Raw genomic sequence first — 19,892 nt, forward strand, 5'->3', positions numbered from 1 at the left:
CCCGTTTTTTTTGGGTCTTACTTTTTTAACGTTGATATTTCGAAGCTCTGTGGCATTACAGCAAATTGTTCAAGAAACCGTGACTGGACTGGGTTATGACCTGGTCGAGATTGACCGCACAGCGGGCGGTTTGTTGCGCATCACCATCGACTGGCTCTGGCAACCGGGCTCCGAGCTCTTTATCAATGTGGAAGACTGCGAAAAAGTCAACCGACAGTTGCAGTTTGCCCTGGAAGTCGACGGGATCGAATACAACAGACTTGAGGTCTCATCCCCAGGCATTGACCGCCCATTGCGGCATGAAAAAGATTTTGAACGTTTTGTGGGTGAGTTGATTGACGTCACCCTCAAGGCGCCGATGGGTGACAGTGCTGGTGGTTTGGTGAGTGCCAGCCGCAAGAAATTTCGTGGCACCCTGGAGAGAACGGCCAATGAAGAAGGCTGGCAAATCGTCTGGAGCGATGCGCCTGCTGTCAAGCCGGGTCAAAGGATCAGTAAAAAAAGAGTCCCTGCGCCCTTGCATGCGCTGGGTTTCACATTAGATGAGTTGCGCGAGGCCCGTTTGGCGCCCGTGGTGGATTTCAAAGGGCGAAAGCCAAAGGTTGAAGCCTGACCTGGGTGTCGGGTTTTGAGCATTTTTATCGGGTCTGAACCGCAGACCCAGTGATACAGGAGAGTCAAGTCATGAATCGCGAAATGTTGATGTTGGTCGAAGCCATCTCACGTGAAAAGAACGTTGAGCGCGACGTGGTGTTTGGTGCCGTCGAGGCCGCTTTGGCCCAAGCCACCAAAAAGCTGTATTCCGGCGAAGTAGACATCCGGGTTGCTGTGGACCGCGACAGCGGCAGTTACGAAACTTTCCGCCGCTGGCACGTGGTTCCCGATGAGGCCGGCCTTCAGTTGCCTGAGCAGGAAATCCTGCTGTTTGAAGCCAAAGAGCAGATTCCCGACGTCGAAGTCGACGAGTACATCGAAGAGCCAATCGAGTCCTTGCCCATCGGCCGCATCGGGGCCATGGCCGCCAAGCAGGTCATCCTCCAAAAAATTCGCGATGCTGAACGCGAAATGTTGCTCAACGACTTCATGTCGCGTGGTGAGAAGATTTTTGTCGGCACTGTCAAACGCATGGACAAGGGCGACATCATCTGCGAGGCTGGGCGCATCGAAGGCCGTCTGCGTCGCAGCGAAATGATTCCGAAGGAAAACTTGCGCAGCGGAGACCGTGTGCGCGCCATGATCATGGAAGTCGATCTGACTTTGCGCGGCGCCCCCATCCTGCTGTCTCGTTCGGCACCCGAGTTCATGATCGAACTCTTCCGCCAGGAAGTGCCCGAAATTGAACAAGGCTTGCTGGAAATCAAAACCTGTGCCCGTGACCCAGGTTCGCGCGCCAAGATCGCTGTGTTGTCGCATGACAAGCGCGTGGACCCGATCGGCACCTGTGTCGGTGTGCGCGGAACCCGTGTCAATGCCGTGACCAACGAACTGGCTGGTGAGCGCGTGGACATCGTTTTGTGGAGCGAGGACCCAGCCCAGTTTGTGATCGGTGCCTTGGCCCCTGCCAATGTTCAATCCATCGTGGTGGACGAAGAAAAGCATGCCATGGATGTGGTGGTGGACGAAGAGAACCTTGCGATTGCGATTGGACGTGGCGGTCAAAATGTGCGCTTGGCTTCCGACCTGACCGGCTGGAAAATCAACATCATGGATGCTGCTGAGTCTGCCCAGAAGCAGGCCGAAGAATCCACGGGCATTCGTCAGTTGTTCATGGAAAAGCTGGATGTCGACCAGGAAATTGCCGATATTTTGATCGGTGAAGGCTTCACCAGCCTGGAAGAAGTGGCTTACGTGCCGATCCAGGAAATGCTGGAGATCGAAAGCTTCGACGAAGACACCGTCAACGAATTGCGCACGCGCGCTAAAGACGCGTTGTTGACCCTTGAAATCGCACGTGAAGAGAGCGTCGAAGACGTCTCTCAAGACCTGCGTGACCTGCCAGGCTTGACGCCTGAGCTTATTTCTAAGCTGGTCGAAGCGGGTATTCAAACCCGTGACGATTTGGCTGACTTGGCCACCGATGAACTGACTGACATCACTGCTCAATCAGCCGAAGAGGCGACCGTCTTGATCATGAAAGCCCGCGAACATTGGTTCGCTGGCCAGGCCTGAAGTCTGATGGAGACTTGAACAAAATTATGTCCAGTACCACTGTTGCAGAGTTCGCCAATGAACTCAAAAAATCTGCCGATGTCTTGCTCGATCAATTGCGATCAGCGGGCGTTGCCAAAACCTCGGACAGCGATACGCTGAACGATGCTGACAAGCAAAAATTGCTCAGCTACCTGCAAGCCAGCCACGGCACTGTCACAGCAGACAGAAAAAAAATAACCCTGGTGAAAAAATCCACCAGTGAGATCAAGCAAGCTGATGCGTCCGGCAAAGCCCGCACAATTCAGGTGGAGGTGCGTAAAAAGCGCACGCTGATCAAGCGCGACGATGAGCCTGTGGCCCAGGTCGAAGAACCCGTGATCGATCACGCCGATCTGGCGCGACGAGAAGAAGAAGCCCGCCGCCAAGCCGAATTGATCAGTCGCCAGGAAGAGGAGTTGGCCGAAAAACGACGCTTGCGCGAAGCACAAGAGGCTCAAGAGCGCTCCGATTTGGCCGCCCAGGAGTCCAAGGCCCGCGCTGAAGTCCAGGCACTGGCCGAAGCAGCCGCTTTGGCCGCCGGACAGGCTGCGCCTGCCAAGCCCCAGTTGAGCCGTGAAGACCGTGAGCAAATTGGCCGCGCTGAGGCAGCCAGCATCAATGCCGCATCGCAGACTAAAACTGCTGCAGTCGTGCCCGCTGAGAACCTTGTTGCCAATCAGATTGCACAGGCTGCAGAAGCTGCTGCTGCCAAAGCCAAAGACGAACAAGCCGTCCGAGAGGCGGCTGCACAAAAAGCGGCAGCCGCTTCAAAGGCCAAAGCCGACGAGGAAACCGCCCGCGCCTTGGATCTGGATTCGCGCCGCCGCAAGGCTTTGGCCGAGGCCGAAGCCATCCGCACCATGATGAATGCACCCAAGAAGGTGTTGGTGGCCAAGAAGGAAGAGCCCAAGATTGAAGCAAAAGCCGCTGTCAAAGGCACTTTGCACAAGCCTGCAGGAACACCTGCACCCGGCGCACGCGCAGCTGCGGCTCAAGCCGCCGCACCATCGGCGCCAGGTGGTAACAAAGAAGTCAAATCTGCCAAGCTGTCTTCCAGCTGGGCCGGTGATCCAGCCAAAAAGAAAGCCATTCCCACCCGTGGCGACACCAGTGGTGGCGTGGGTCGCAACAACTGGCGCACCGGACCACGTGGTCGCCGAGGCAATGAACGCGACCGCGATGACTCGCACGCTCAGCAAGCCCCGGCGGAAGTGCGTGTACTTGAAGTGCATGTCCCTGAAACCATCACAGTCGCTGAGTTGGCGCACAAGATGGCGATCAAGGCTTCTGAGGTCATCAAGCACTTGATGAAAATCGGCCTGATGGCCACCATGAACCAACCGTTGGACCAGGACACCGCCATGATCGTGGTGGAGGAAATGGGCCACAAGGCGGTGATTGCAGCATTGGATGATCCCGAAGCTTTCACCGACGACGAAGTGTCGGATCAACAGGCTGAATCGCTCCCGCGTGCGCCTGTGGTCACCGTCATGGGTCACGTTGACCATGGCAAGACATCTTTGCTCGACTACATCCGACGCGCCAAAGTCGCCTCGGGTGAGTCCGGTGGCATCACGCAGCATATTGGCGCTTATCACGTCGAAACACCTCGTGGCATGATTTCCTTTTTGGATACACCCGGACACGAGGCCTTCACGGCCATGCGTGCGCGTGGTGCACAAGCCACCGACATCGTCATCCTTGTGGTGGCGGGTGACGACGGTGTGATGCCCCAGACCAAAGAAGCCATCAAGCATGCCAAGGCAGCGGGTGTGCCCATCGTGGTCGCCATCAACAAGATGGACAAGCCCGACGCCAACATTGAGCGTGTGCGCAGCGAGCTGATTGCTGAAGAAGTCGTGCCCGAAGAATTTGGCGGCGATGCACCCTTCGTGTCTGTTTCGGCCAAAACCGGCATGGGCATCGACACTTTGCTGGAACAAGTGCTTCTGCAAGCTGAAGTGCTAGAGCTCAAAGCGCCAGTGAAAGCTGCTGCCAAGGGCCTGGTCATCGAGGCACGACTGGACAAGGGCCGTGGACCTGTAGCCACCATCCTGGTGCAGTCGGGCACTTTGAACACTGGGGATGTGGTGCTTGCGGGTCAGACTTTTGGCCGTGTGCGTGCCATGCTGGACGAAAACGGACAGGCGATCAAATCGGCTGGGCCTTCGATTCCGGTTGAAATCCAGGGTTTGACCGAGGTGCCACAAGCCGGTGACGAGTTCATGGTCATGAACGATGAGCGTCGTGCCCGTGAGATCGCCACTTACCGTGCAGGAAAGTTCCGCAACACCAAGCTGGCCAAGCAACAAGCGGCCAAGCTCGAAAATATGTTCACCGACATATCGGCGGGCGAAATCAAGATGTTGCCCATCATCGTCAAGGCCGATGTGCAGGGCTCGCAAGAAGCCCTGGGCGCTTCCTTGCTCAAGTTGTCAACCGAAGAAGTCAAAGTTCAACTGGTTTATTCCGGTGTCGGTGGCATCAGCGAGTCTGACATCAACCTGGCGATCGCCTCCAAAGCCATCGTGATCGGATTCAACGTGCGAGCCGATGCCGGTGCGCGCAAATTGGCCGAAGGCAATGGGGTTGATATTCATTACTACAACATCATTTATGACGCTGTGGATGAACTCAAGGCCGCTATGTCGGGCATGCTGGCTCCAGAGCAACGCGAAGAAATCATGGGTATGGCCGAAATCCGTACTGTGTTCGTGGCGTCGAAAATCGGCACTGTGGCGGGTTGTATGGTCACTTCGGGTCAAGTCACTCGAAGCGCCAAATTCCGCCTGCTGCGCGAAAACGTGGTCATCTACACGGGCGAACTCGATTCGCTCAAGCGCGGTAAGGACGATGTGCGCGAAGTCAAAGAAGGCTTTGAGTGCGGTATCAAGCTCAAGAACTACAACGACATCAAAGAAGGCGATCAACTCGAATTCTTCGACGTCAAGGAAATCGCGAGAACACTGTAAATGGCGCGCAAGAAGCCATCGTCCGTTCCCAACCGCGGGTTTCGCGTAGCCGACCAGATCCAGCGTGATCTGGCCGAGTTGATCGCACGCGAGTTGAAAGACCCGCGTGTGGGCATGGTCACGATCAATGCGATTGAGGTCACGCCCGATTACGCGCATGCCAAGGTCTATTTCAGTGTCTTGACGGGCAATCCCGAAGATGCGACTGAGGGATTGAATGCGGCAGCGGGCTTTTTGCGCAATGGTTTGTTCAAGCGTTTGCACATTCATACCGTGCCGACATTGCATTTTTTGTTCGATCGCACCACCGAGCGTGCGTCCGACATGAATGCATTGATCGCCAAGGCCGTGTCTTCTCGCGCACAGGAGGACTGAGCATGAACGCGCCTCGCACAAGGGTGCAGCGGCGCCCTGTGCATGGGGTGCTTCTGCTTGACAAACCGCTGGGTCTTTCCAGCAACCAGGCTTTGCAAAAAGCCAAGTGGTTGCTGCGCGCTGAGAAAGCAGGGCACACGGGCACATTGGATCCGTTGGCCACGGGTGTGTTGCCATTGTGTTTTGGAGCAGCCACCAAGTTCAGCCAACAACATCTGGATGCCGACAAAACCTATGAGACCACGGTTCGTTTGGGATTGAAAACGAGCACAGCGGATGCTGAAGGTGATGTCATTTCCAAGCGTGAAGTGTCATGTACGCCTGGTAGGGTGGTCGAAGTGCTGGACCGGTTCATGGGGCCGATCAGCCAGGTGCCGCCGATGTACAGCGCTTTGAAAAAAGACGGCAAGCCCTTGTACGAATATGCCCGTGAGGGTGAAACAGTTGAGCGTGAAGCGCGCAATTTGGTGATTCATGACCTGGAGTTGCTTGAGATGCAGTTGCAGGGCGATACGCCTTTCTTGCGTTTGCGCGTGCGATGTAGCAAAGGCACCTACATCCGGACACTGGGCGAGGACATCGCTGAGGCCCTGGGTTGTGGTGGCCACTTGAGCGCTTTGCGCCGTGTGGTCACCGGTCATTTTGATGCTTCACAGTGCGTGTCCCTGGAGCAACTGGAAGCCATGCATGAAGACAGGCGTTTGGACGCCTTGTTGCCAGTGGATGTGTTGCTGACCAGCTGTAGTGAGGTTAGCCTGGACAGTGACAACGCTGGCCGTTTTTTGAGTGGGGTGCGCAGACCTGGCCCCTGGGTTGATTGTGATCAAGTCGTTGTTTATGGAGAACATCCTCGTGCCTTGCTGGGAACAGCACATGTGCATGGCGGCGAATTGATTCCGGGTCGATTGTTGAGCCCGATTGAAATTCAACAGATTTTGAAAAAATCACCTGCACCCGAGCCATTACTGGCCGAGCAGGTTTAAAGGAAGAGAAAGCATGAGCAAGCAAATTCGAAACATCGCCATCATCGCCCACGTTGACCACGGCAAAACCACCATGGTGGACCAACTGCTGCGCCAATCTGGAACCTTTGCCGACCATGAAAAAATCGTCGACACCGTCATGGACAACAACGCCATCGAACGCGAGCGTGGTATCACCATCCTCGCCAAAAACTGTGCGGTAAGTTGGGAAGGCACCCACATCAACATCGTGGACACCCCTGGTCACGCGGACTTCGGTGGTGAAGTCGAGCGCGCCCTGTCCATGGTGGACGGCGTGGTCTTGCTGATCGATGCCCAGGAAGGCCCGATGCCGCAGACCCGATTTGTGACCAAGAAAGCCTTGGCCCTGGGTCTCAAGCCCATCGTCGTGGTGAACAAAGTGGACAAGCCCGGCGCCAACCCCGACAAAGTGGTCAATGCAGCATTTGACCTGTTTGACAAGCTGGGTGCGAACGATGAGCAGCTCGACTTTCCGGTCGTGTACGCCTCTGGTATCAATGGCTGGACATCCCTGGAAGAGGGCGCTCCTGGTGAACAGTGGGGCCCAGACATGTCTGCCCTGTTCAATACCGTGCTCAAGCACGTGCCGCCACAAAAGGGTGACCCCGCAGCGCCTTTGCAATTGCAAATTTCCGCCCTGGATTTTTCGACTTTCGTCGGCCGTATCGGTGTTGGCCGCATCAGCCAAGGCACTGTCAAGCCTCAAATGGACGTGGTCGTCATGGAAGGCCCAGATGGCAAGGCCATCAAAGGTCGCATCAATCAAGTGCTCAAGTTTCAAGGCTTGGACCGTGTTCAGGTGACCGAAGCCGGTCCTGGCGACATCGTCTTGATCAACGGTGTTGACGAGGTGAATATTGGCGTGACCGTCACCGATCCTGCCAACCCGGCACCGCTGCCCATGCTCAAGGTGGACGAGCCCACCTTGACCATGAACTTTTGCGTGAACACCTCGCCTCTGGCCGGTCGTGAAGGCAAGTTCGTCACCAGTCGCCAAATTTGGGACCGCCTGCAAAAAGAACTGCAACACAACGTGGCTTTGCGTGTCAAGGAAACCGACGAAGAGGGTATCTTCGAAGTCATGGGCCGTGGTGAATTGCACCTGACCATCCTGCTGGAAAACATGCGCCGCGAAGGCTTCGAAATGGCTGTATCCAAGCCGCGCGTGGTTTTTCGTGATGTGAATGGCGAGCGCCACGAACCTATTGAGTTGGTCACCGCTGACATCGAAGAAACGCACCAAGGCGGCGTGATGCAGGCTTTGGGTGAGCGCAAAGGCGAGTTGGTCAACATGGACCCTGATGGCCGTGGTCGCGTCCGACTTGAATACCGCATACCAGCACGTGGCCTGATCGGTTTCACCAACGAGTTCCTGAACCTGACCCGAGGGTCCGGCTTGATCTCCAACATCTTTGATGGCTATGAGCCACACAAAGGCGACATCGGTGGCCGTAAGAATGGTGTCTTGATTTCCATGGACGACGGTGAAATCTTCACCTATGCCTTGGGCAAACTGGACGATCGTGGCCGCATGTTCGTCAAGGCGAATGACCCCGTGTACGAAGGCATGATTGTGGGCATCCACAGCCGTGACAACGACCTGGTGGTCAATGCAACACGCACCAAGCAGTTGACCAACTTCCGTGTCTCGGGCAAGGAAGATGCCATCAAGATCACGCCACCCATTGACCTGACCCTGGAATATGGCGTCGAGTTCATTGAAGACGATGAGTTGGTTGAAATCACGCCCAAAAGCGTTCGTCTGCGCAAGCGCTTCCTGAAGGAAAGCGACCGCAAGCGCAACAAGTGATCGGCTGAAAATCATGCGTTTGACCCACGGCATGGCCGTTTGGACCATGCTGGGTGTCACGGCACTCTGGTCCATGGCCGGTGTCGTGACAAGGCATTTGGAGCAAGCGCGCAGCTTTGAAGTCACCTTCTGGCGCAGTTTCTTCACCGTGCTGTCCTTGTTGGTGATCCTGCCCTTGTGGCAGGGGCGCAGTGTCTGGTCGAGGTTGCCCTGGCGCAGCCCTTATTTTTGGTTTTCTGGCTTGTGCTGGAGCGTTATGTTCACGGCGTTCATGGTGGCGCTCACATTGACCGCAGTGGCGAATGTGCTGATCACCATGGCCGTAGGGCCATTGCTTACCGCCTTGATTACCCGGGTGTTTTTGGGCCATCGCTTGCCTGCACGAACCTGGCTGGCCATTGTTCTGGCCGGCATCGGCATCGGCTGGATGTATGGCTCCCAACTCAGCTTGGGTGACCCTAACTTTCTCATCGGCTCCTTGGTGGCACTGTGCGTTCCTGTCGCGGGTGCCGTGCAATGGACACTGACTCAAAAAAGCCAAAGCGAAGGCTTGAGCCTTGACCTGGTGCCTTCGGTCTTGCTTGGCGCCATCATGTCCTCGGCCTTTACCTTGCCAATGGCCATGCCTTTTCAGGCGTCGGCCCATGATGTCGGCTTGCTGGCCGTGCTGGGCTTGTTTCAGTTGGCCATTCCCTGTGCTTTGTCGGTGGTGTGCGCCCGGGTGCTCAAAGCGCCCGAGGTGGCCCTTCTTGCCTTGCTGGAAATTGTTTTCGGCATCGCCCTGGCTTGGTGGGGTGCGAACGAGGCCCCTCAAATAAGCATACTCTTGGGCGGTGCCCTGGTTTTGGGCGCCTTGCTTCTCAACGAATGTTTAGGCTGGAGGCAAAAAAATGTCTGATGTCATCGCACAAATTGAAGGCCGAATCGGCTGCTTGACTCTCAACCGACCGAAGGCGTTGAACGCTTTGTCGCTGGACATGGTTCGCAGCATCACCGCAGCTTTGTTGGCTTGGCAAACCGACCCGCAAGTGCTGGCTGTGGCGGTTCGCGGTAGCAACAAAGAAGGCCCTTTTGGGGCTTTTTGCGCGGGGGGGGACATCCGGTTTTTCCACCAGGCGGCCACGACAGGGGACCCACGGCTGGAAGATTTTTTCACCGAAGAGTACCAATTGAACCACCTGATTCACACCTACCCCAAGCCCTATGTGGCCTTGATGGACGGTATTGTCATGGGTGGTGGCATGGGCATCAGTCAGGGTGCCAGTGTGCGTGTGGTCACCGAACGCAGCAAGATGGCCATGCCGGAAACCAATATCGGACTTTTCCCCGATGTGGGGGGGGGCTATTTTCTTAGCCGCTGCCCCGGTCATCTGGGGGAGTACTTGGGTCTCACAGGCCATATGTTGAATGGTGAGGAGGCTGTTCACGCCGGTCTGGCCGATGGCTACATGACATCCGGCAAATTGGCGCACCTTTGGCAAACCCTGATCGACACCCCATTTGAAAACGGCGAAGCGGTTGAGCGCTGGGTCATCACCCAGTTCGATCGTCTTCAGAAAACTGGCCTTGAGAACCGTGCCCAGATGGACGCCGCATTTGCTCAAGGCAGTGTGGTGGAGATCCTTCATCAGTTGGAGTCTGCTGCAGACGACTGGTCAAAACTCACTGCCCAAACATTGCGTACCCGTTCCCCCTTGATGCTGCATGTGGTGTTGGCGCAAATTCGACGTGCACGTAAGTTGAGTCTGGCTGACGACTTGCGCATGGAGCGCGATCTGGTTCGGCATTGTTTTGCCCTGCGCCCTGTGGCCCAAAGCGAAACGGTAGAAGGCATTCGTGCATTGGCCATAGACAAAGACCACAAGCCGCGTTGGCACCCGGCGCGGGCTGAAGATGTCAACGTGGAAGAAGTTGCCGCCTTCTTTGACAGCCCATGGCCAGCGCATGCACATCCGCTGCGAGCGTTGAGCTGACCGTTAAGTGGACTCGCTGTTGCCGGTGTGAAAACAGCTGACCGCCCTGGCAAGATCAGCGGTCGCGGTGTCGGCTTTTCATGGCACGCTCAACCTCGCGCTTGCCTTCGCGGTCCTTGATGGTGTCACGCTTGTCGTGCTCGGCTTTGCCTTTGGCCAGTGCAATGTCGCATTTCACTTTGCCTGATTTCCAATGCAGGTTGATCGGCACCAAGGTGTAACCCTTTTGCTCGATTTTGCCGATCAGGCGCTTGATTTCTTCTTTGTTCAGCAGCAGCTTGCGTGTGCGTGCGGCTTCCGGGCTGATGTGGGTTGAGGCGGTATTGAGGGGGTTGATCAGGCAGCCGATGATGAACAGTTCACCATTTCGGATCACCACATACCCGTCTGTCAGTTGCACTTTGCCTTGTCGGATGGCCTTGACTTCCCAGCCTTCCAGCACCATGCCCGCCTCGAAGCGCTCTTCAAAAAAGTAGTCGAAGGCAGCCTTTTTGTTCTCGGCAATTTTGGCAAAAACTGGGGCAGCAGTAGACTTTTTGGTGGTGGCCATGGTAAGCAGATAAGGACGGCACGGCCGTTAGCAAGAGATCGCAGCCCGCCACAGCGCAAAGTGCCGAGTCAAAAAACTACAATCGGTGCATTGTATGAAGAATATCCACAAGTCCGTCCTCATCTGGTATGCCCCAGAGGAAATGTTTCGCCTCGTGACTGACGTGGCCCGTTACCCCGAATTTTTGCCTTGGTGCGATCAAGCCAGGGTGTTGGAAACCGATGCCCAAGGCATGGTGGCCGAAGTGGGGATCAGCCTCGGGGGCATCAAGCAAACCTTCACCACCCGCAATGAGCACGAAGAAGGCCGATCGGTCGACATGAGCCTCATCAAAGGGCCGTTTTCCAACTTGAGCGGTGTTTGGCGCTTTATTCCTGTGGGCGATGGCACCCAAAGGGCCTGCAAGGTCGAGCTGGATTTGCAATACGGTTTTTCCAGCAAGACCTTGGCTGCACTCGTGGGGCCGGTTTTTGACAAGATCGCTGCCAGCTTGGTTGATGCGTTTGTCAAACGCGCTGAAGCGGTCTATGGCTGAGTCCACCCTTCAAATTACTATTTGCTGGAGCCTGGCCCCCCGGCATGTGCAGGAACTCAGCCTGCTCGTGCCAGAGGGCACCACGGTGGATGCCGCATTGGATTTGGCCCTGCTGCATTTGTCGCAAAACGGCGCGCAAGCGGCTGCTTCAGTTGCAGCCAAGCTTAAATTCCAGCAACCTGGCATCTGGGGTCGCAAAGTGCCCTGGACGCAAGCTGTGCAGGCGGGTGATCGCATTGAGCTTTACCGCCCGCTGCAGGTCGACCCCAAGGTGGCGCGCCGCCAACGCTTCAAGCGCCAGGGCAAAGGCCGTGCGGGCCTGTTTGCCAACCGTAAGAGTGGTTCGGCTGCAGGCTATTGAGTCGATCAAGCTTTTCACAAGCAGAAATAAGCGCCGCCTCATGACCACGTCGGGCTTGGCCCAAAGATCTGAAAATTTCCATTCCCAGTACCAGCCGACCATGCAAGCCCTTTTGAATGCCATCGCCCAGATGCACAACACCACCGATGCGCACCGGGTGTTTCACGGCCGAGGTGGCATGTACCCCGGTGAAGAACACTGGACGCTGGACTGGTTTGCGCCCGTTTGGGTCTTGACCAGTTTCAAGACCGTGACCGAAGTTGAACTGTCCCAGTGCCAAAGCGCACTGCAAGCGCGCTGGCAAGCACTGGCGCCAGGCCAACCGCTGAACTGGGTTTTTCAATGCCGCAATGCGGGTCAAACCGAAACCCGCCTCATGGCTGGCAGCGTGCCAGAACCGCATAGGGTCATCGAGCAGGGCGCATGCTATTTGGTGCATGTGATGCGAGGGCAGAACCACGGCCTGTTTCTGGACATGGCCAACGGTCGCGAGTGGCTCAAACGTCATGCCCTGCACGAGAACGTGTTGAACTTGTTTGCTTACACCTGTGCATTTTCGGTGGTGGCCTTGCAAGGGGGGGCAGCTCAGGTGGTCAACCTCGACATGAGCCAGGCCGCCCTAGCGGTGGGACAACAAAACCATCGCCTGAACGAATTACCGCTCAAAGCGCGGTTTTTGGGGCACGACATCTTCAAAACCTGGGGCAAGATCAGCAAGATGGGTCCTTATGGCGTGATCGTGATCGATCCACCGAGCTACCAAAAAGGCAGTTTCATTGCGACCAAGGACTACATCAAGTTGATCCGGCGCCTGCCTGACCTGCTGGAGCCGCAAGGCCATGTGCTGCTGTGCCTGAATGCGCCGGAACTGGACACAGCGTTTTTGCATGCCCAGGTGGCCGAGGCCGCACCCGGTCTGCGCTTCGTCGAGCGCCTGGCCAACCCTGAGGCTTTTAACGACATAGACCCTGAAAAGTCACTCAAAGTGATGCATTACCAAAACGCCTGAAGTTTCATCAGTACTTTTTTTGCGAGCGAGATTATTAGGTCAATTTCAGGGAAATCCCTTGCTAGGCCCGGGTAAAATACTTCTTTTGGAGCCTTTCCTTATGCGCCTGATCGGTAAAGCCCTGACCTTTGACGATGTTCTGCTCGTCCCTGCTTACTCGCAAGTCCTGCCCAAGGACGCATCCCTCGCAACGCAATTTACCCGCAACATCCGCCTGAACCTGCCCTTGGTTTCTGCTGCCATGGACACGGTCACCGAATCACGCCTGGCCATCGCCATTGCGCAAGAAGGCGGCATCGGCATCGTGCACAAAAACCTCACGGCGCAAGAGCAGGCTGCTCAAGTGGCAAAAGTCAAACGTTATGAATCCGGTGTTTTGCGCGACCCGGTCGTGATCACACCCGACACCACCGTTCGCCAGGTCATGGCCTTGTCGGAAGAATTGGGCGTGTCTGGATTTCCGGTCTGTGATGGCCGCAAAGTGGTCGGTATTGTGACGGGCCGAGATCTGCGTTTTGAAACCCGCTACGACCAAAAGGTCAGTGAAATCATGACGCCGCGTGAACGGCTGATCACAGTGCCCGAAGGCACCACCCCCGAGCAAGCCAAGCACCTGCTCAACAAGCACAAACTCGAGCGGCTGTTGGTGGTCAACGACGCCTTTGAACTCAAGGGCCTGATCACGGTCAAGGACATCACCAAACAACTCAACTTTCCCAACGCCGCACGCGACGCTGCTGGCAAATTACGCGTGGGTGCCGCCGTGGGTGTGGGTGAGGGCACCGAAGAGCGTGTCGAGGCACTCTCTCGCGCAGGTGTGGACGCCATTGTGGTGGACACTGCGCACGGCCACAGCAAAGGTGTGATCGACCGTGTGCGCTGGGTCAAGCAGAACTATCCACACATCGAGGTCATTGGCGGCAATATCGCCACCGGTGCAGCTGCTTTGGCACTGGTAGAAGCGGGTGCGGACGGCGTGAAGGTTGGCATCGGCCCTGGCTCGATCTGTACCACCCGCATCGTGGCGGGCGTAGGCGTACCGCAAATCATGGCCATCGACAGCGTGGCCCTGGCACTCAAAGGAACAGGCGTTCCCCTGATCGCTGATGGCGGTATCCGTTACAGCGGTGACATCGCCAAGGCGATTGCCGCAGGCGCTGGCACCGTCATGATGGGCGGAATGTTCGCCGGGACCGAAGAAGCTCCGGGCGAAATTGTGTTGTTCCAGGGGCGCAGCTACAAGAGTTACCGTGGCATGGGCTCGATCGGTGCCATGCAGCAGGGCAGTGCTGACCGCTACTTTCAGGAGTCGAGTACCGGCAACCCCAACGCTGACAAGCTCGTACCCGAAGGCATCGAAGGCCGCGTACCTTACAAGGGCTCGGTGGTTGCCATCATTTACCAGATGGCCGGCGGCTTGCGAGCCAGCATGGGTTACTGCGGCTGCGCCACCATCGAGGCCATGCACAATGAATCCCAGTTTGTAGAGATCACCACTGCCGGTATCCGCGAGAGCCATGTGCACGATGTGCAGATCACCAAAGAAGCGCCAAATTACCGCGCCGATTAAAATCGGTCAATGACCTTCAAGGCGTCTGTACCCCAGACGCCTTTTCATTTCTTAAAGAACGATGCCTGCCATGCAGCACTCCAAAATCCTGATCCTTGATTTCGGCTCGCAAGTCACTCAGTTGATCGCACGCCGAGTGCGCGAAGCGCATGTATTTTGCGAAGTACACCCCTGTGATGTGACCAGTGACTGGGTCCGGGACTACGCCAAGGACGGCAACCTCAAGGGCGTGATCCTGTCGGGTTCGCACGCCAGTGTTTACGAAGTCGATGACCGTGCACCGGATGCCGTGTTTGAGCTGGGTATCCCGGTTTTGGGCATTTGCTATGGCATGCAGACCATGGCGGAGCAGTTGGGTGGCAAGGTCGAAGCGGGCCACACGCGCGAGTTTGGTTATGCCGAAGTTCGCGCCCACGGGCACACCGAACTGCTCAAAGGCATTGAAGACTTCGCTACGCCCGAAGGGCACGGCATGCTCAAGGTCTGGATGAGCCACGGCGACAAGGTGACCCAGTTGCCTGAAGGCTTCAAGGTCATGGCCTCTACCCCGGCTTGCCCGATTGCTGGCATGGCCGATGAAGCCCGCCGCTTTTATGCGGTGCAGTTCCACCCCGAAGTGACGCACACCGTGCAGGGCCAGGCGCTGCTTAACCGCTTCGTGATCGACATTTGTAAAGCCCGCCAAGACTGGATCATGGGCGATTACATCGAAGAAGCGGTGGCCAAAATTCGCGAACAAGTCGGTGACGAAGAAGTCATTCTCGGCTTGTCGGGCGGCGTTGATTCGTCGGTGGCTGCGGCCCTGATTCACCGTGCCATTGGCGACAAACTCACCTGTGTGTTTGTGGACCACGGCCTGCTTCGCCTGAATGAGGGCGACATGGTCATGGACATGTTTGTTGGAAAACTGCATGCACATGTCATTCGAGTGGATGCCAGTGATTTGTTCCTGGGCAAATTGGCGGGGGTGAGCGAACCCGAAGCCAAACGCAAGATCATTGGTGGTTTGTTTGTCGATGTGTTCAAAGAACAAGCCGCGAAACTCAAAGCCGGAAACGGCGGGCACAAGGGCGCGACGTTCCTGGCCCAAGGCACGATTTACCCCGACGTGATCGAGTCTGGCGGCGCCAAGAGCAAGAAAGCCGTGACCATCAAGAGCCACCACAATGTGGGGGGCTTGCCCGAGCAACTGGGCCTGAAACTTCTGGAGCCGTTGCGAGAATTGTTCAAGGACGAAGTGCGCGAACTCGGTGTGGCCCTTGGCTTGCCGCGCGAGATGGTTTACCGCCACCCATTCCCTGGTCCCGGCCTGGGTGTGCGAATTCTGGGCGAAGTGAAAAAAGAATACGCCGACTTGTTGCGCAGAGCAGATGCGATCTTCATTGATGAGCTGCGCAACTTCACCGACGACACCGGCAAAAGCTGGTATGACCTGACCAGCCAGGCCTTCGCCGTGTTCCTGCCCGTGAAAAGCGTGGGTGTGATGGGCGATGGCCGTACCTATGACTTTGTGGTGGCTTTGCGCGCGGTACAAACCAGTGACTTCATGACCGCCGACTGGGCCGAGCTGCCTTATGCGCTGCTCAAAAAAGTGTCGGGCCGCATCATCAACGAGGTGCGTGGCATCAACCGGGTCACCTACGACGTGAGCTCAAAACCACCCGCGACAATTGAGTGGGAGTGACTTTTTGAACGTAAGTAGTTGATTTATATAGGTTTTCTACTTACACAAAAGTTTCACAAACTCAAAAAGTCTGTTGATTTTATTGAGAAAAGACTTTACAGTTACACGTTAAGTAGCACAGCGTTGCGGCTACTCAAAAACGTAGTTACTCTAAAGTCCAATGGCACTCAAAAAAGCTGAATTTAATGACGACGAAGTTCCAATATTTGAGGAAGCGTTAGTCTACAAACGTGGCGAATATTGGCAAATGCGTATGTGGCTTGCTAAAGAACACAAGTACGCACGATTTAGCTTAAAGACACGTAATAGAGCCACAGCCATTGATAAAGCTAAGCTCCACTATCACGAGCTTATGGCGGGACAGCTACAAGGAAAAACGTACTTTTCAATCACAACACGTATGGGTGTTGAGATGTACTTAGAACACAGAAAGAAAGACGTAACTAACGGATTTATCGTTAGCGGTAGGTACAACACAATCTCTACACACCTTAACCACTGGCTAAAGTTTATTGGTAAAGATGTAAAGCTTAAGGAGCTTGAGCGTACAGATTGTGAAGATTATTTCGCCAGTCGTACAAAAACTAAGAAGAAAAAAACGATACGCATAAGTCAAACAACAGTTGAAAACGAACAAAGTTCAGTCAACGCAATGATGGCTTGGCTATACAAGCATAAGGAAACATACATTGATGGATTTGACTTTAAGAAGTTAAAAGCTGTTGACAAAGGTTCCGAAGAAAACAGACGAAGCACATTTACAGATGACGAAGTAGCACGATGGACTAAGTCATTAGCTGATTACATTAAGGATGCGGAAAAGGACTTAACAGAGCCAAATAACTTAGTCAAAGCTGTCTGTGGCTATTACTTGGGATTCAGTTTAATCACAGGCTTAAGGCGTGGCGAACAGCTTCAGCTTAAGTGGAGTGACATTGAGGATATGGAGCATTCAGAAGCAAGAGGCAATGACTTTGACTTGATTAAAGTTACTGTACGTGGCGAAACGAGTAAGGTAAGAAAGACACGTAAGTTTGTTGTTAAAGATTCTGTTTACTTAAAAGGCTTAATTGAACTAACAAGAAAAAGACACACAGGTAAAATATTAGAGGCTGACTTAGTCAATTTAGTACAAGACGAACTAATGTTTAGCACTAACGGAATGACTGCTGTTACAGCAAGAGCTATTGGAGTTCACTTTGATAATTTGATTGTTAAAGCTGAAATACCTAATCCAGATAAGCGTGGATTAGTTCCGTACAGTCTGCGTCACTACTTCATTACACAACGTGTCAACAGCAATCTTCCTCCAGCTATTGTTGCGGAGATGTGTGGCACAAGCATTACACAAATTGAGAAGACTTATTACCATACAACGGAAGATAAGATGGTGAGTAACGCACTTGCTGGCTACTACGTTAAGGATGGAATGCTGATTCCTAAGTAAGGGTAGGGTGGGGGTATAGGTAAAAAATCACCACCCCAAAAGCGTAAGTACTTGACTACAATTTTTCGTAGCCCATTTTTTTAAGAGCTACAGAACCAATTTGGGGTTAGATTAAATCACCAATGGTTAGGCTCTCCATACCTTAAAGAAATTGCGTAACTATTTTTTAAGGGTGGCAATACCATTTTTGCTATGCCTGTCATCCCCATCATCTTCTTTTTCTGTAGCACCTATATTCTTTCCAAAATACCCGTCTTTTACGCCGTAATGCGGTTTTAATGGGGTATTGGCTATAGGCTTAGGGTATGCGACAGACGCAAGCTTAGGGTTGATAGCTGTGTTTATAGGTAGCTGTTTAAGCTGAGGGTTGGTAGGGGGTACAGGCTTTACAGCGTTTAAGGCGTTAGGGTTGGACTTGTTAAGGGGTGAGGGTGGCTGTTTAGCTAAGGGGGCTTGTGGCTTTTTGGTAGGGGGTGGTGGAGGGGTGGGTATACGTATGCTTGTACCCTTACTTGATTTCTTACCACGTGGCTTAAGCTTAGCTTGTGCCTTACGTTCAGCCTCAGCTCGTTTCTCTTGTTCTGCCTGCTGTGCTATTGCTGTCCAAGTGTTGTCAATTACTGTGCGTAGTAACTCCAACTGTCCTTGTGCGTCTGTTATCTCGCTAATCCTCATAACTGTCTCCTATTCTTATATTTAGCGAGAATAGAAGACAAGGACTGACACTTGTGTGCCAGCCCTTAATCAATCATTTAGCAAATCCAGCTCGTAACTTATCGCTTGCGTTGTTGATAGCTTCGTCAAGTTCGCCGCCAATTACAACTTGCTGTAGCAATGCTAAGGTTTCAATTAGTTCGTCTTGTGTGCCAAGTTCAATAGCATTCTTGCCTTTAGCAAGTTCCAAAGTCTTGCTACCGTAACGCACACTAAGATTGATTTTATTGTTTGGTGTTTTCCAAAACCATTCTTTAACACGTTTGGTAGTCTCAACTACAACACGTTCGCCGCTTTCATTAGTTACAGTCTTAAGCCGCTTAGGTGCGTACAAAGTTCCACTCTTTTGGCAACGAGCAAGTTCAAGTTGTTCTTCAATCTTTGTAGCAAGTTTCTGCCTACGCAACATAATTGGGCTAAGGTTACGTTCACGCTTGCTTGTTACAAGCTTAAGTTTGGCAATAAAAGACATAAAAGCTCCTTTTGTTAAGTGAACTTTTACTGTAGCTTCAGACTTTATTTAGGACAACCTAAAGGAAAATATTTTCTTTCCTTTGGTTTTGTATAAATAATAGTATGAAATTACAAGACATTCGCACTCGTACAGCCTATAACCCACTTGCTTTGCCTACGCAGAAGGCGGCGACACGCACGTGGTTAAGCGGAATGAGTAAGGATTTCCCGTTAGCTTTGACGCTGACTTTGAAGCAGACTATTGTTGAGACTACAGATAGAGGCACATACAAGCGTAAGTTGACACGCATTGACTGCGAACGTATTGCCAAACGCTTTACGCAGAAATTGAACAGAGAAGTTTTTGGTAAGTATGCGGCAGAGAAGGGCGGTAAGTCACTTAAGTATCTGCCAGTGGTTGAAGGTGAACGTAGCAATAAGAATTTACATCTTCACTTTGCCATTGGTGGTTTGCCAAGTCACGTTAAGTTTAATCAGTTTGATACGTTAGTTAGTCAAGCTAAGTTACAAGTTGAAAGCATTGAAGCTGAATACAAAGTGTCACTTGCTGATAGCGGATGGATTGAGTACATCACAAAAGAGTTAGGGACTAAAGACACAGACAATGTGCTTTGGACTTTAGCTTAATAGCATTACTGCCCACGTTTGGCTCTTGCTACTTCCAATAAAGCTTGTTAGCTTTAATTGGCGAAGCTTTGCCTAAAATTAAGTAAACACTCAAACAAGCAAGAACTTAGACACAAGGTATTGAGTTAAAGCAAACAAGATAGCGGTAATGACACAACAGGCTAATAGTGAAAGATAGAAGTTGTATTCATTACGCAAAAAATAAGACATTAAAAGAAACATTGGGAGAGTAGGTAGGACATACCAGAAAGTTTCATAGGTAATGTCAGCTATCTTCAAAGTGTCTTCACTTTCATAGTAAATCCAACAGATAGCAATAATTGACACAATAGGTAGTGCCAAAATGAATGCGGCTAAGCTACTGCTACGTTTGCTAAGTTCTGTAGCAATCACAATAATTAAAGCACTTAAGAGCGTTTTGACAGCGTACAGCATAACTAATCCTTTTAGTCAATTCTATAGCAACGCACTAAAACAAGCTACAAACGCACAAAGCAAGCTGAGCTAAGCTTGGGTAGCTGGTACAGCTTAAAAAAGCGTACAGGGCTTATACGCAAGTCTGCTTAAAAAAGTCGCAATCAACTAAAAATTCCAATA

General features: G+C 53.4%; 19 protein-coding genes. 15 read left to right on the forward strand and 4 right to left on the reverse strand.

From position 1 onward, the window contains the following. Positions 1 to 49 precede the first annotated feature (49 nt). From rimP to B9Z45_RS00350, 8 genes are all read left to right on the forward strand, one after another. Complete coding sequence (gene rimP, locus B9Z45_RS00315; RefSeq protein WP_108405241.1) at positions 50 to 613, forward strand: ribosome maturation factor RimP; 564 nt, start codon at positions 50 to 52, stop codon at positions 611 to 613. A 71-nt stretch (positions 614 to 684) separates the two neighbouring features. Further along, a complete protein-coding gene (gene nusA, locus B9Z45_RS00320) occupies positions 685 to 2,169 on the forward strand; it encodes a transcription termination factor NusA (RefSeq protein WP_108405242.1) in 1,485 nt (494 codons plus the stop codon). Between the two features lie 26 nt (positions 2,170 to 2,195). Further along, positions 2,196 to 5,162: a translation initiation factor IF-2 gene (gene infB / locus B9Z45_RS00325; RefSeq protein WP_108405243.1), complete on the forward strand. Its 2,967-nt coding sequence runs from the start codon at positions 2,196 to 2,198 to the stop codon at positions 5,160 to 5,162. Beyond that, the gene (rbfA, locus tag B9Z45_RS00330; RefSeq protein ID WP_108405244.1) at positions 5,163 to 5,537 is read left to right on the forward strand and encodes a 30S ribosome-binding factor RbfA; all 375 of its coding nucleotides are present in this window, start codon (positions 5,163 to 5,165) and stop codon (positions 5,535 to 5,537) included. Between the two features lie 2 nt (positions 5,538 to 5,539). Next, positions 5,540 to 6,520: a tRNA pseudouridine(55) synthase TruB gene (gene truB / locus B9Z45_RS00335; RefSeq protein ID WP_108405245.1), complete on the forward strand. Its 981-nt coding sequence runs from the start codon at positions 5,540 to 5,542 to the stop codon at positions 6,518 to 6,520. Positions 6,521 to 6,533: 13 nt separating this feature from the next. Further along, positions 6,534 to 8,351, forward strand: a complete 1,818-nt coding sequence (gene typA, locus B9Z45_RS00340) for a translational GTPase TypA (protein WP_108405246.1) — start codon at positions 6,534 to 6,536, stop codon at positions 8,349 to 8,351. Between the two features lie 13 nt (positions 8,352 to 8,364). Further along, positions 8,365 to 9,249 carry a DMT family transporter gene (locus B9Z45_RS00345; RefSeq protein WP_108405247.1) on the forward strand — a complete coding sequence of 295 codons (885 nt, stop codon included), beginning with the start codon at positions 8,365 to 8,367 and terminating at the stop codon, positions 9,247 to 9,249. Continuing rightward, on the forward strand, positions 9,242 to 10,324 hold the full coding sequence (locus B9Z45_RS00350; RefSeq protein ID WP_108405248.1) for an enoyl-CoA hydratase/isomerase family protein: 1,083 nt from the start codon (positions 9,242 to 9,244) through the stop codon (positions 10,322 to 10,324). Before B9Z45_RS00345 ends, B9Z45_RS00350 begins: the two co-directional genes overlap by 8 nt. A gap of 55 nt (positions 10,325 to 10,379) precedes the next feature. On the opposite strand, the gene smpB is transcribed toward B9Z45_RS00350, so the two are convergent. Further along, entirely contained in the window at positions 10,380 to 10,874 is a 495-nt protein-coding gene (smpB, locus tag B9Z45_RS00355; protein ID WP_108405249.1) for an SsrA-binding protein SmpB, read from the reverse strand. Positions 10,875 to 10,968: 94 nt separating this feature from the next. On the opposite strand from smpB, the gene B9Z45_RS00360 reads away from it, so the two are divergent. The 6 genes from B9Z45_RS00360 (at position 10,969) to B9Z45_RS00385 (ending at position 17,480) form a co-directional block, all read left to right on the forward strand. Further along, on the forward strand, positions 10,969 to 11,409 hold the full coding sequence (locus B9Z45_RS00360; RefSeq protein ID WP_108405250.1) for a type II toxin-antitoxin system RatA family toxin: 441 nt from the start codon (positions 10,969 to 10,971) through the stop codon (positions 11,407 to 11,409). Then, a complete protein-coding gene (locus tag B9Z45_RS00365; RefSeq protein WP_108405251.1) occupies positions 11,402 to 11,770 on the forward strand; it encodes an RnfH family protein in 369 nt (122 codons plus the stop codon). Before B9Z45_RS00360 ends, B9Z45_RS00365 begins: the two co-directional genes overlap by 8 nt. A 100-nt stretch (positions 11,771 to 11,870) precedes the next feature. Further along, entirely contained in the window at positions 11,871 to 12,779 is a 909-nt protein-coding gene (locus B9Z45_RS00370) for a class I SAM-dependent methyltransferase (protein ID WP_108405365.1), read from the forward strand. Positions 12,780 to 12,879: 100 nt separating this feature from the next. Beyond that, positions 12,880 to 14,349 (forward strand): IMP dehydrogenase, encoded by a 1,470-nt coding sequence (guaB, locus tag B9Z45_RS00375; RefSeq protein ID WP_108405252.1) that lies wholly within the window; start codon positions 12,880 to 12,882, stop codon positions 14,347 to 14,349. A 70-nt stretch (positions 14,350 to 14,419) separates the two neighbouring features. Further along, positions 14,420 to 16,033 (forward strand): glutamine-hydrolyzing GMP synthase, encoded by a 1,614-nt coding sequence (gene guaA / locus B9Z45_RS00380; protein WP_108405366.1) that lies wholly within the window; start codon positions 14,420 to 14,422, stop codon positions 16,031 to 16,033. A gap of 160 nt (positions 16,034 to 16,193) precedes the next feature. After that, the gene (locus tag B9Z45_RS00385) at positions 16,194 to 17,480 is read left to right on the forward strand and encodes a tyrosine-type recombinase/integrase (RefSeq protein WP_108405253.1); all 1,287 of its coding nucleotides are present in this window, start codon (positions 16,194 to 16,196) and stop codon (positions 17,478 to 17,480) included. 159 nt (positions 17,481 to 17,639) lie between these two features. Here the strand turns inward: B9Z45_RS00385 and B9Z45_RS16835 are convergent, their stop codons facing one another. Further along, a complete protein-coding gene (locus B9Z45_RS16835; protein ID WP_146180849.1) occupies positions 17,640 to 18,155 on the reverse strand; it encodes a hypothetical protein in 516 nt (171 codons plus the stop codon). A 73-nt stretch (positions 18,156 to 18,228) separates the two neighbouring features. Continuing rightward, entirely contained in the window at positions 18,229 to 18,666 is a 438-nt protein-coding gene (locus tag B9Z45_RS00390; protein ID WP_108405254.1) for a DUF6641 family protein, read from the reverse strand. 104 nt (positions 18,667 to 18,770) lie between these two features. Between B9Z45_RS00390 and B9Z45_RS00395 the strand changes: the two genes are divergently transcribed. After that, positions 18,771 to 19,295 (forward strand): hypothetical protein, encoded by a 525-nt coding sequence (locus B9Z45_RS00395; RefSeq protein ID WP_108405255.1) that lies wholly within the window; start codon positions 18,771 to 18,773, stop codon positions 19,293 to 19,295. A gap of 90 nt (positions 19,296 to 19,385) precedes the next feature. Here B9Z45_RS00395 and B9Z45_RS00400 read toward each other — a convergent pair whose 3' ends face one another. Then, on the reverse strand, positions 19,386 to 19,730 hold the full coding sequence (locus B9Z45_RS00400; protein WP_108405256.1) for a DUF3147 family protein: 345 nt from the start codon (positions 19,728 to 19,730) through the stop codon (positions 19,386 to 19,388). Positions 19,731 to 19,892: the final 162 nt, after the last annotated feature.

The organism is Limnohabitans sp. 2KL-17 (assembly GCF_003063415.1).
GTDB lineage: Bacteria > Pseudomonadota > Gammaproteobacteria > Burkholderiales > Burkholderiaceae_C > Limnohabitans_A.